Below are 12,769 nucleotides of genomic sequence, written 5' to 3'. Positions count from 1 at the left end.
CACTCCTTTTTTATTTCATTGTTAACAACCGACGGATGATCATCCGCTTTTGTCAAATCGATCAGGGTTTAAATGTTCAATACTATGCTCCGTCCGATCATCCAAAATTAATTCTGAAGCAACTTCTCCCATAACCGGGGCTAATTTAAAACCATGACCGGAGAATCCTGACATGACGATGACATTAGATTTATCATTCAACCTGCCAACCAATGCGTGATCGTCAGGAGTATAAGCGTCCATATGTGCACTTAAACGAACCGGATCGGGGTTGAGATTATTAAAATAAGAAGAGGCAATTTCGATTGGAGCCGCTATTTCTTCCATACTAATGTTGTTTTCCAGTAAATCGGGATTGTTTATTGCCTCCTCAGAACCAATTAATGCAACTTTGATCATGCTTTGATCTAAAGTTGGTATACCGAAAAAATCATATTTTTCCGTCGTTCTGGCAAATGTAGGAAAGTTTTCATCCTGGAATTTACTGAGATCCTTAGGGACAAACCATGTCATAATAATTCTCCTTGGTTGAATAATCTTCTTATACTGTGGTAACAGTTCTTTCACCCAGGATCCTCCCGTCACAACCACCTCATCAAAGGTAAATCTTTTCCCGTTAGCAATAACCGTGACTCCTTGGTCAGTGTTTTCTATATCTTCAATTTTCGTATTACGCTTGATAACAGCTCCATGTTTCTCAGCTTGGTTGATTGCTGCAACGACAGCGAGTTCCGGTCGCAAATAACCAGCTTCCTTGTCAAGAATAATGGCATCGTCAGAATCAAATCTATGTTGAGGGAATAACGGTTGAGCTTCCTTCACATCATATAATTTATGTTGAATATTATAATCAAGAATGCTTTTAAGGACGTTTCTAACATTTACTGAATCAGCTTTACCAATTGTGAGACCACCAATGAGTGACAGTAAACGGTTGCCGCTTTGTTCTTCCAAGTCACACCACAATTGTCTGGCCCGTCTTAAAAGGGGTACATATTCCGCACCTTCACGGTATGCTGTCCGAAACAACCTTGACTCTCCGCCCACCGCTGAACGGTCATGACCAATTCCAAATTGTTCAAAACCAGTTACACTGACCCCTTTTTTTGCCAGTTGCCATGAAACCATACTACCCATCGTACCCAAACCTATTACCGCTACGTTTTTCTTCATAATTAATGCTCCTTCGGGAAAAAGTACTTAACAAAATAGAGAGTGAACGTTCACTTTCTAAATATAATACCAATATCTATTTATTTGTCAATAAAAAATATTAAAAGTTATCTAAAACTTTTATCAGGAATAAAAAGTGATCCAATAATCATATATGGATCAGCTTCAATTTTTTATTCAGTTTTTGCCAAAAATGGAGTTATTGAATCTAAGATAAATTCAATTTTCCTCTTATTTGTTAAGTTTTCTTCTGGTGTCATTCGAAGAAAGAAACGGAAGCGTAGATCATGATAATCCGAAACAAGTGAACTTAAAAACAAAATAAAGTAATTATCCAGCAAGAGGGATAGCTCGTTCTCGGATATATCCAATAAAATTTCGCCATTTGCTTTCGCCTCAGATACCATATTATGTATATAATTTGCGGATTTGGTAAAAGGACTGTGCAAATTTTTTAAGAAATGCTCAACGTTATTTGAACCCAAGTTTGCATAAACCTTAATGTAGTTCGGATACTTCTGATGGATTTTTACAATCTCTTCCAAATAGTTTTCAACTGTATGTACAAGCGAATGTTTAATATGTGTATACTTTTCGTATAAATTTTCCACCAGGATTTCCTGACATTTATGTAGTACAGCTAAAAACAATTCTTCTTTATTTGTAAAATACTTATAAAGCGCACCATTTGATATATTAGCTTTTGAACAGATCTCCTTAATGCTCGCTCCATAATATCCTTTATCTGCAAAGCATTCTGTCGCTCCATCCAAGATAGTTGTCTGCTTTTCTTCTGATAGCTTTTCAAAAGTATTCATCTATTTTCTTAGCTCCTTCTATTATTTAATGAATTACTTAAGTTAGAAGAACGTAATCCTTCTCCATTCATTCTATATTTATTTATTCGAGTTTCTGTTATATTAATATGGAAGTACTGCCTATTCAAGGTTTAACCAATTTCAGTTTAAATTTACGACAGCGCATTTCCGATATCTTTACATCACCTGCCTACTTATTTCGACATCTTTCCCTAAACTCCTGCTGATCATTTGCACCATACAGGAACCTGCCACACTGGTCCTGCAAAAACCGAACATTTATGTTTATTTTCAGACTAAACGTTCATATTTACCCTTGATCATCCTCTATGAGTCTGTTATATTATCACCATATTAGAATTGAATATTAGCACTCGTATATCCTCAGTAATATGGTCTGAGCGTCTCTACCTGGTTCCCATCGCAAGAGCCGGACTACGGGGTAAAGTATATCGGTGTCTGGTCTATTGATGCTGTTCTGCTAATCAGAACCAGTGTCTAACTTGCCACGCTATGGTTACTTTAACTTTCATTAGTCCGGGAAATAGAATCATTCTGCTGTTTTCCGGACTATTTTAATAGGTCCCCGTCCATAGCTGCGGTGGGAGGAAATATTTAACTCAGCCGTGATGACAAATGATTAAACAAAGGAGCGTGGCACCATGCGTCGATCAAAAACACTGGATAAATTCTTCCGGTTATCCGAACATAAATCAAATCCCCAAACAGAAATAACAGCAGGACTAACCGTTTTCATGACAATGCTTTACGTGCTAATCATCGTCCCAGGGATGCTGGAAGAGGCCGGGATTCCCAAAGGTCCGGTCACCGTTTCGGTTATTCTCATGACAGGTTTTGTTACCATTCTCATGGGATTATACAGTAATCGCCCGTTTGCGCTGGCTCCCGGCCTGGGTTCAGTCGCATTTCTGGCTGTCACCCTGGTGGTCGCTGAGGGAGTTTCATGGCAGACTGCGTCAGGAATGGTCTTCGTTTCCGGTCTTTTGTTTATTTTATTCACAATTCTCGGGTTGCGCCAGCTGATCGTCCGACTTATGCCGCCTGCCATCAAATTATCGATCGGTGCAGGTGTAGGGTTATTTATTGCACTGATTGGCTTTCGCAATGCTGGACTCGTCGTAGCCAGTGAAGATGCGAACTCACTGCAGCTGGGCGATATTGGAACATCCAGTGCGATACTTGCGCTGATCGGCTTTCTTATTATGAGCGTACTTCTGGCAAGGAATGTTCGAGGGCATTTGCTGATCGGCATTGTAGCAGTTACTTTGATTGGGGTACCGATGGGGGTTACCCAACTGCCTGATTCGATTTTTTCACTCCCTGAAAGCCCTGGTCCTGTATTATTCAAACTGGATATTATGGAAGCATTGAAAATTGAGTATTTCCCATTTCTGCTGGCATTTTTTGTACCGGACTTCTTTTCAAGTCTTGGCACGATGCTTGGTGTCGCTGGTAAAGGGAACATGCTTGATAAAAACGGGAACTTACCCCATATTGACAGACCTTTTCTTGTCGATGCCGGCGGGACCACGGTGGGCTCTCTGTTCTCGGTACCTGTTATGACCACATATGTAGAATCCGCCACCGGTGTGGAAGCCGGCGGACGTACAGGGTTGACCGCTGTGACAACAGGCTTGCTATTTCTGCTCACCCTATTTGTCACGCCGTTGATTATGATCATCCCGACAGAAGCCACAGCACCAGCGTTAATTCTGGTCGGACTGACAATGCTTTCATCCGTAAAAAATATAAACTTTGAAGATACAACGGAATCGCTGCCGGCATTCATGACCATTGTCATTACGATTTTTACATTCAACTTCGGAAATGCATTGCTGCCGGTATCATTATTTACGTGCTTGTCAAAAGCCTGTCCGGTCGCTATAAAGAAGTTCATCCCGGTTTGTATATTTTACTGATTCCACTGGTGATTTATTTTATTACACTGGCACACCAATAATGGAAGGGAAAGGAGAAAAACATGATATACTCACGTGAGCACCTTGTGGCGGCAGCCCATGGTAATGAGCGGATGGATAAAGTAATCCGGGAAGTACAGCTTGTCAACGTGTTTACCGCCGAAATCTATATAGCTGATATCGGCATCAAAGAAAATCGTTTTAGTGCGATTGCCCGTTATGAGAACGATGAACCTGTCTTCTTCATGGAAGGGGATGTCGAAATTGACGGAAAAGGTAAATATGCCGTACCCGGTTTTATCGATTGCCACGTACACATTGAAAGTACGATGGTTACCCCGGATATGTTTGCATGCGCCCTGTTGCAGCACGGCACAACAACAGCGGTCATTGACCCGCACGAAATTGGCAATGTGATGGGTGCGGAAGGCGTTCAATACATGGTGGATGCCAGTAAGGATCTCCCAGTACAAATCTTGACTACCATCCCATCGTGCGTGCCCGCTGTTCCCGGGTTGGAAACATCCGGTGCAGCTTTTGGCCCGAACGAAATTGCCTCCCTACTAGATATGCCCGGTGTTGTGGGAATCGCCGAATTGATGGACTACGTCGGTGTGGTTAAACAGGATCCGCGCATGGCAGGTATTGTGCAAAAAGGGCTCGATAAAGGCGTTCTGAATGAAGGGCATTTACCAAGGGTGACCGGAAGGGATTTACATGCTTATCTCGCTGCTGGGGTAAATTCGGACCATGAAAGCCGTACAAAAGAAGAAATCATCGAAAAACTCCGTGCCGGCATGCTTATCTATATCCGCGAATCCAGCGTCAGCCAATTTGCCGATATCGCCGCCAAAGCATGGGAAGTCTTACCATATGCTTCCAACATTGCCATGTGTACAGATGATGTCGAACCGAATGATATGCTGAAAAACGGGCAGATGAATCGTGTTATCCGACGCTGCACCGAGGAAGGCATTCCGGCACCGCTCGCCATTCGCTTTGCCTCGTTAAACGGAGCGACCCGCTATGGCCTCCGTGACCGTGGTGCCATCGCTCCCGGATATCACGCTGATTTTTCCCTGGTGGATTCACTGGATATGATGCAGGTGGCTGATGTCTTCATCCAGGGCGAACAGATGGTGAAAAACGGGGAATTAACCGTGGACATAACAAGCAGCACACCCCCGCTAAGCCAAAACACGGTGCGCCTGCCGAAACTAACAGAAGAGGATTTTAAGATCCAGCCGCCGATCGAAAACGGTACAGTTATCATCAATACAATGGAAATGACAGCCATCGGCACCACCCAAAAAGGGACCCTGGAACTGGAAGTCACTAATGGAATCATCCAAGCACTGCCAGAAGATTACGTGTTTGTTTCTGTCACCGGACGTCACGGCCAAAACCGAAAACCATTCGTGGGCATTCTGAAAAATTCCGGCCTGAATAAAGGCGCCTATGCCACAACCGTGGCACATGACAGCCATAATTTGGTGGTCGCCGGTACAAATGTGCGTGATATGCTTCTTGCAGCACAACAGCTGGAGCAATCCGGCGGAGGTCTTTGCCTGGTGGAAGACAGCGACATCAAGGCACAGGTTGATTTGCCGATCGCCGGCCTGATGGCTGCAGAACCAATTGAGGTACTATCACCGAAAGTCGAACAATTCAATGAAGCAGCAACAAGTATGGGAATACAGGTAGGCAGGCGCTCTCCGTCCATGGCCCTGTCCTCCCTGACGTTATCCGTCATACCCGAAATCCGCATAACCGACCTCGGATTGGTTGACGTGACAAAACAGGAATTTATCCCATTATTTGATGCGGAACATTAAACATGGAACAACGGGGACAGATCCATTGTCCCCTCCTGTTTTGAAGTTGAAGTCGTTCCAGATTGATTTATAAAAATTTACCCCCGGGACCTAAGTAGCCATATCTCATCTATAGCGTTTTTTCAAGAGCCAAAGTAATAATTGCCCCTCTATTAGAATCACCCGTGAAGTTAAATGAATTTCTGCAAACTGATAAAGGATAGAGGACACGAAAGTTGAAAAGACCGCACTAAACGCTTGGGCGGTCTTTTTGAGAAAGAGTTAATATATTTTAGCGGAAATAATTAATATAAATGAAAACATTTCTATACGTTCAACTGAAGCCTTAGTTAACATGAACCTCATCTAACACTCGAAAATCATATGGGTAAGCGAAGAATATTACACTTTTTCCTCCGTGGTTTCTGGCTTTTCTGATCTATTATCTGTATGTTCAAATTTAACATATTCATCTTCTGGATCACTCACTAACTCATTGGTTGATTTCTTAAATTGATACAGCGTTTGTCCGAAAGCCTTACCAATTTCAGGTAATTTCTTAGGACCAAAAATAACTAATGCAATGATCAGAACGAGAATTAAACCTGGAACACCAATATTAGCCATCGTATCCCACCCTCCCTATAATAAAAACATTAAATCATTTCTCTTTTCATTTTGCCTTTAACAAGCTGTTCATTTGAATCCATAAATGTCACAATACCTTCAGCAGCACGATATGCCAAGGCTCCTACTGTTCCGGTTGGATTATAGCCGCCGTTGTGTGCAAAAGCTGAAGCGCCAACAACAAACAAATTGTCTACATCCCACATTTGCAGATAGTTGTTCACCGCTGACGTTTCTGGATCACCTCCCATAATGACCCCCGGTATTATGTGTGGACTGGTATGGGACGATATCATAGTGTTTAGCCATTGTTCTCTTCTCAACGATGTCCGCCCCCATCTTCTCCATTATTTCCGCTGCTCGTGCAGAAAGATATTCTTGTAATTTCCTATCCTGCTCCGTAAAATCATAAGTTAATCGAAGTAACGGGTTCCCATGAGCATCAGTATATGTCGGATCCAGATCCACAAAATTGTTTTTATGTGGCATGGATGCCCCTTGTGCCCCGACAGAAAGCGAACGATTAAAGTAATGGAGGCTCTTCTCTTTAAATTTACTTCCCCAGGCTGGTGTATCCTTTGGCACAGGATTACTTGCAATCGGACGTCGCCCCGTTTGAGAAATAGAGATAACACCACCGTGGATAAAATCTAAATCGGAGTGATCAAAATTATCTCCATTAAAATCGTCAATTGAAGCCCCAAGTGCTCCAGCACCCATGTATGTGTTAAATTTCTCTTTTTCAAAAAAGCCGGTTGCTCCAGCCATAATTTGGTAGCAATAATTTTTTCCAATTACACCAGTATTACTTTCGGGATCATAAGGCATTCCTAATTCAGAGAGAAGTAATAAGCGGACGTTATTAAATACATAGCTCGTCAGCACTACGACATCAGCTGGCTGAATAAATTCCTCCCCTGTTTTTACATCAAAATAACGAACCCCTGTCGCTCTTCCATCTTCGTGTAGAATTTCAACGACATTGGCATCTGTACGCAATTCAAAGTTCCCTGTCTGCTTAGCAGCCTGAACAACCGTCACATTAGGTGTGGATTTAGCTCCATACTCACAGCCGAATCGTTCACAAAAACCACAATATTGGCAGGCATTAATCTGCTGTCCATCAGGATTCTCATAATTCTCGGATAAGTTGGCGGATGGACTTTGAATTGGATGAAGTTCCAGACTTTTCGCCGCTTCCTTAAATCGATTGAGGATGAGAGTACCTTTCATTGGCGGTGTAGGATAATCATTACTTCGCGGCGCTCCCAATGGATTCTCTTCCCCACTAATACCAGTGGTCTCCTCGAACTTGTAAAAATACGGTTCTAATTCCTCGTAAGTAATTCCCCAATCCTGTATAGTATAATCGCTCCCAATTTTGTCCTCACCATACTTTTCATCTGTCATTGTTTTGATTTGAAGATCATACGGGAGGAACCTCCAAGTCTGCCCATTCCAATGAACCCCTGCTCCTCCAACTCCTTCACCAGGAAGGAAGGATCCCCATTCTCGGATTGGCAAAGCACGTTCATCCTTATTATTTCGAAAAGATAAGGTTTCTTTTGAAGCATCCTGCATTAGTCCATACCGCATTGCATAACGGTACTCATCATGGATATATTGGAAATCTTCGGTAGTTCGGTTTTGACCACGCTCTAGCCCAACAACCTGTATGCCTTGCTTGGCTAGTTCGGCAGCGATAATTCCTCCCGTCCAACCCACTCCCACTGTAACAACATCAACTTTGTCTAATGAGGTTACCATATGATCCCCCTTGATTTTAGTTTATTGATTAATGCTCGTGCTGTCTCCTTAGAGATTGAGGTTCAATTTCTATAAATTCCTCATTTTCAATTTCATTTATATAGCTCATCTGGTGACCCGGGTACTCTTTCATCTTCCACCCTTCCATATCCACATTTCCGCTATACAATGGATCTGCGTAAGCTCCTGCCAAAGTAGCGGTCGAAAGCAACTGAAAAAATTCCCCAGACTTGACTCCTTTCATTTTGACATCACTATTTTCAAATTTTTGTAGAATGGCATCCTGTTGCTCGCCATCCAGATCAGTGAAGGATGTATTGTATTCCTTATTGCTTTCCCTGTCTATTGCTAATATTCCTTCCATAAAAATTTCGTGTCGTTTCAATCGAGTTTGGTATCCCTGAAAGTCCGATCCAGGAAAAAACGGTCCTTGCATGTACTCACGATCATTATTTCCGTACGCACCTGCCAGCTGATGGTCGATGAAATAAGGAACACCTAACTGGATTGCTCCTGGGCCATTCTCATCTTCTGGGAAAATTCTTTCAGTGGCTGCACTTAATATCTCAAAATCCTTTTCTCTTGTGAAATACATAAGAGCATGGTGTGGGTTTGTTTGCTGTACTATGGTGGTAGATGGCTCTGGTTCACCACCAAAATTCATTCCAAAAATCGATCCCAGTATTCCTCCTCCGATGACACCCCCAGCAGCATAACCTGAATTTTTCAGAAAGCGACGCCTCGACAAGTCTTTTCCATTACTTTCATTTGCCATGTTTAAAACCTCCCTATAATAATGATGACGCTTTCAAAAGAGGAGAGTTTTATAGTATTGTATTAAGCAGATACGTTATTTATTACTTGCGAATGAATGTTGTCGAACAATAACTTAATGGGAATTGGCATATACAATGTAATTGGAAACCTTTTACTGGAGGGAGGATTTGACTAGCGAGGTAATTTTATGGTTGAAGAATGGCTAGCCACTCCAAACAAAAACATCAAGAAATCCTTAGTAACTGTGGGAATGAAAGAATTTAAGAGGATAAATGTTCTAGAATGTTAAGCTAATAGCGAATTCTTTCCCTGTTCCTTATTCTGATTCCGCATCAGATCGATCATGCTGCAGATCATATAGTTGAAATACGTTGCTTGTGTAGCACGGACATGCCCCAAATCGCTAACTTTATTTACACTAATGTCCCTAAATCAAGCAACATACCAGTCTTATCATCTTTCATTTTCAGACGGGGGTATGTCACACACTCAGGATCACTGTTTTCTCTATTCTCCACTTCATGAAGCAGTCCGTCCAGCCCGGAATGAAAGGCAATAGCCGCGGATTGCTCCCAAGCGTCACTTTCTTCCAATTCCGTTGGCAGCATTAGCCCATCACTCAATAAAAGAATCCCAGTAACCTTTTTCAAGGATAGCCTACCGCTTTCCAAATGATTTAAAGTAGCATCACTTCCATCAATCACGCCATATCCATCGTAGGTGTTAAGCAGGGAGCGGTTTTTCATCAAAGTCGGCCGTACCTCTTCTCTTGCTTCAGCCATGCTTGTCTGTTCATCTTTCTTATGTCTCAATTCCACCATTTCATTGATGGCTTTTTGATCAAAATGGTGAAGCAGGTCGTATGTCACTTGACGGATATCACCGTTCTCATATTGCAAAAAAATCATGCAATCTGCGGCCTGGAAATAATCAAGGAATAAGTGATCCATATCGATTGAAATTGCTGCAAGCGCGCATGTACCCTTTTTTTCTTTTGGTACATCATCAATCGTCGCACTGCCATCCAACCCAAGATATTTCACGGTTTCCTTACCGACCAAATGATTGGCGGTTTTCACCCTATTTTCAAAAGACTCCCCCTCTATCGCCGCATCCAGCACACTCTGAACGGCACCTGATGCAATATGGCCCGGGACACCCTCTAGTCCCGTGGCACCATCAATTACCGCAAAGATTCCTGCTTTTTTATTTACAACATAAGCGTCTTCATTTACGCTTCGATTACCATTCCTGTACACCTTGTTTAATTTCATCCAATCCCTCCTTTCCATTATCGGCTGCTTTCCCTGTAAACCAGTTCCGTTCCCAGCGTAACCGTTTTGGATACGGTACGTTGCTGGAAAAGCCGTTCCTTCATTAAAGATACGGCTGTTTCTCCCATCATTTCCGTATATACCCTGACGGTGCTTAATGATGGCGAGACATACTTTGCCACACTGGAATCATTGAATCCGATAATGCTAACCCTCTTCGGAACAGAAATCTCGTGCTCATGCAAAGCACGCAATGCACCGACAGCAATGGTATCATTTGCGCAAAAAAATGCAGTGGGAAGGTCATCCTCTAACATACGTATCGCACTATCCATCATGTCATAACCGGAACCCACGGTAAAAGCTCCCTTAAAACAATACTTTTTATTGAATAATCCTTTTGCTCTCATGTAATCACGAAAGCTTTCATATCTCGGATCTCTCAGCACCTCAGATGTGCCAGGAACCTTTTCCTCACCAGCCAGCATCCCGATTCCTGAATGCCCCTGCTCCATAAAGTGTGATAAAACACTGGTAGTCGCCTGATTAAAGTCAGCGATCACAGCATCACAGGAAGACAGTGCATGCATATTATCAACAAAGCAAATATTGGAACTCCAATCTTTCAGCTGCTCCATTTGACGGTGTGAAAATTTGCCAATTGCGATAATCCCGTTTATTGTTACGTTGGGTTTTTTATCCACATTTTGAAACAGCCGAATATACTCATACTGGTCATTTTCCAGTTTCTTTTCCACACCTAGTCGAATCGAATAGTAATACAAATCATTCAGCTCTTCCGTCTCGGTATACCAATGAACGATCGCAATTCGCATACGCTGCTTTGTTTTCTTTTGAATGTGTTTTTTATAATCAAGCAGTTCAGCAGTGTCAAAAATTCGTTGCTTTGTTTCCGGGTTTACTGATAGTGTCGGGTCATCATTAAGCACGCGTGATACAGTTGCAATCGAGACATTTACATGATCCGCTATATCTTTTATCGTCGCCATTTTGTCAACTCCGATCGATTAGTTATGCCAACTAACATTACTATTTCCATTGCTCGTATTCGAGGTACGATGCCGCAAATCAGCTTCAATTTCTTCCAGACTCCGCCCACGCGTTTCCGGCAGATATTTCACAACAAACATCAAGGCTCCAATTCCAATCACTGCAAAAATCAGAAATACCTGTTCAATGGACATTACTTCGGTCAGCAATGGGAAAAGTTGGGCGACAAGCAGGCTTCCGATTGATAATGTCAGGGCGGCGATACCTGTCGCTGCTCCCCGCGCACGCATAGGAAATAGCTCTGGAAGCATAACCCATAATACTGGCCCCCACGTGAAAGCGAAAAATATAATAAATAACGTCAGACAAGCCACAATAATCCAGGCACTGACAGTTGAGTCAAGACCGACTGTCCAAATTAAACCTGCCATGATCACTAACGATCCGACCATCCCGATATTACCGGTGATCAGAAGTTTCTTGCGATCAATTTTATCAATAATCATAATTGCAACGATCGTAAAAATGACATTAACCGTTCCAATACCGACTGTCCCTAAAATGGACGTGACATCCCCAAGTCCAGCTTCATTGAAAATCGTTGGTGCATAATAAATGATAGCATTGATGCCAATAATTTGCTGAAGCAATGCGAATGCACAGCCAATCATCAGCGTTGGACGCAGCCAGGCCGATTTTAATACATTCCATGTGCTGTCAGAGATACGATTAATTTCTATCATTTCACTCATTTCTTTATCGATTTCACTTGGCTTTCTGGTCAGTTGCATAACACGTCGAGCTGCTTCCTTGCCACGGTGTTCAAACAGTCATCTCGGACTTTCAGGCATAAATAGAACACCAATCATTAATATAAGTGATGGCACCACAGCAAGTCCGACCATCCAGCGCCATCCTTCTATTTCAGCAAACGCATAGTTTACCAAGTAAGAAGAAAGAATACAATTGTGATCATTAGCTGATTCAATGAACTTAGCGATCCTCGTGATTCTGTCGGCGCCATTTCTGATAAATATACAGGGACGATAGCGGTCGAACCACCAACAGCAACTCCAATAATCAATCGGCCAACTACGAGTGTTACCATATTCGGAGCAAAAGCCAATGTAAGCGCTCCAATAATAAATAATATACAAATCATAAAAACCAGTCTGCGTCGCCCAATTTTATCTGACAAAGGACCACTCGATCCCGATCCAAAAATAGCTCCTATCAACATTGAGCTGACGACAAGACCTTCTGTAAAACTCGTCAGCGGAATATCATTTTTTATAAATAAAAGCGCCCCCGATATAACGCCCATATCATAGCCATATAGGAGCCCACCTAAAGCACCGAGAAAAAATATCATTTTTTTTACCTATTTTTTACCGCCCATTATCCAAGCCCCCAAGTATTTTAATTTAAAATTCAGTATATGCTTTCATAGAATTCGTGTAAAGCATCAATTTATTATTGTGCCTTTTTAAAGTGATCATCCAGCACCATCTTAAGTTAAAATTTATTATTTTTTTACTAAAATAAATCAACAATTTTATTGTGAATAT

Annotated in this window: 8 protein-coding genes, 2 pseudogenes and 1 riboswitch; of the genes and pseudogenes, 2 read left to right on the top strand and 8 right to left on the bottom strand. The window is 42.2% G+C overall.

What is annotated here, in order from left to right:
* Positions 1–39: 39 nt before the first annotated feature.
* Positions 40–1,173, bottom strand: a complete 1,134-nt coding sequence (gene solA / locus BM195_RS07915) for an N-methyl-L-tryptophan oxidase (RefSeq protein ID WP_090236207.1) — start codon at positions 1,171–1,173, stop codon at positions 40–42.
* 173 nt (positions 1,174–1,346) lie between these two features.
* On the bottom strand, positions 1,347–1,991 hold the full coding sequence (locus tag BM195_RS07910) for a TetR/AcrR family transcriptional regulator (protein ID WP_090236206.1): 645 nt from the start codon (positions 1,989–1,991) through the stop codon (positions 1,347–1,349).
* Between the two features lie 354 nt (positions 1,992–2,345).
* A riboswitch (purine riboswitch) is annotated at positions 2,346–2,449 on the top strand.
* 204 nt (positions 2,450–2,653) lie between these two features.
* Here BM195_RS07910 and BM195_RS07905 point away from each other — a divergent pair.
* Both BM195_RS07905 and BM195_RS07900 read left to right on the top strand, forming a co-directional pair.
* Positions 2,654–3,931 carry an NCS2 family permease gene (locus BM195_RS07905; protein ID WP_211772916.1) on the top strand — a complete coding sequence of 426 codons (1,278 nt, stop codon included), beginning with the start codon at positions 2,654–2,656 and terminating at the stop codon, positions 3,929–3,931.
* A gap of 62 nt (positions 3,932–3,993) precedes the next feature.
* Complete coding sequence (locus BM195_RS07900) at positions 3,994–5,766, top strand: adenine deaminase (RefSeq protein ID WP_090236205.1); 1,773 nt, start codon at positions 3,994–3,996, stop codon at positions 5,764–5,766.
* 381 nt (positions 5,767–6,147) lie between these two features.
* On the opposite strand, the gene BM195_RS07895 is transcribed toward BM195_RS07900, so the two are convergent.
* From BM195_RS07895 to glcP, 6 genes and pseudogenes are all read right to left on the bottom strand, one after another.
* Entirely contained in the window at positions 6,148–6,372 is a 225-nt protein-coding gene (locus BM195_RS07895; RefSeq protein ID WP_090236204.1) for a twin-arginine translocase TatA/TatE family subunit, read from the bottom strand.
* A gap of 29 nt (positions 6,373–6,401) precedes the next feature.
* A pseudogene (locus tag BM195_RS07890) lies at positions 6,402–8,139 on the bottom strand (GMC family oxidoreductase).
* Positions 8,140–8,167: 28 nt separating this feature from the next.
* Entirely contained in the window at positions 8,168–8,914 is a 747-nt protein-coding gene (locus tag BM195_RS07885) for a gluconate 2-dehydrogenase subunit 3 family protein (RefSeq protein ID WP_090236202.1), read from the bottom strand.
* A gap of 415 nt (positions 8,915–9,329) precedes the next feature.
* Complete coding sequence (locus tag BM195_RS07880) at positions 9,330–10,190, bottom strand: protein phosphatase 2C domain-containing protein (protein ID WP_170848193.1); 861 nt, start codon at positions 10,188–10,190, stop codon at positions 9,330–9,332.
* A 17-nt stretch (positions 10,191–10,207) separates the two neighbouring features.
* Entirely contained in the window at positions 10,208–11,200 is a 993-nt protein-coding gene (locus tag BM195_RS07875; protein ID WP_090236197.1) for a LacI family DNA-binding transcriptional regulator, read from the bottom strand.
* Between the two features lie 18 nt (positions 11,201–11,218).
* Positions 11,219–12,573, bottom strand: a pseudogene (glcP, locus tag BM195_RS07870) (glucose transporter GlcP).
* Between the last annotated feature and the right edge of the window lie 196 nt (positions 12,574–12,769).

Source organism: Lentibacillus halodurans, from assembly GCF_900112045.1.
Classification (GTDB): Bacteria; Bacillota; Bacilli; order Bacillales; family Amphibacillaceae; genus Lentibacillus; species Lentibacillus halodurans.
The sequence above is the reverse complement of the archived record's forward strand: the minus strand, read 5'-3'. Positions and strand labels throughout refer to the sequence as shown.